The organism is Arsenicibacter rosenii (assembly GCF_001870735.1).
In the GTDB taxonomy this organism is placed as follows: Bacteria; Bacteroidota; Bacteroidia; order Cytophagales; family Spirosomataceae; genus Arsenicibacter; species Arsenicibacter rosenii.
This window is the reverse complement of the sequence record NZ_MORL01000273.1, coordinates 1-432: the sequence shown is the minus strand read 5'-3', so window position 1 is coordinate 432 and position 432 is coordinate 1. Positions and strand designations below refer to the sequence as shown.

At 62.0% G+C, this 432-nt stretch carries 1 protein-coding gene; it reads left to right on the top strand.

The annotated features are described in order from the left end of the window. The coding region (locus BLX24_RS33225; protein ID WP_218160757.1) for a hypothetical protein at positions 1 to 432 on the top strand (432 nt) is incomplete at both ends.

Below are 432 nucleotides of genomic sequence, written 5' to 3'. Positions count from 1 at the left end.
ACGGGGGATGTCTATAAGAAAGCCTCCGGAACCTGGTCGGTCATCGGTAACATCAAGGGGGCAGCCGGTACGGCCGGCTCCCGGTTCTACGCCGGCTCCGGAGCGCCTTCGGCGGGTACGGGCACAAGCATTGACCTGTATCTGAATACAGCCAACGGCGATGTGTATGAGAAAACGTCAGGCTCCTGGGCCGTGTCGGGCAACATTAAGGGGGCGCAGGGTAATGCCGGTACCACCGGTTCGAAATGGTATTCCAATCCGGGGGCGCCATCGGCCGGTACGGGCGTGGACGGTGATTTTTATCTCAACACGGCCAACGGCGATACCTACCAGAAAACATCCGGAGCCTGGCTGTTGACGGGTAACCTGAAAGGCGCCGCCGGTGCGGCCGGTTCCCGGTTTTACTCAGCGGCCGGTGCGCCTGCGGCGGGT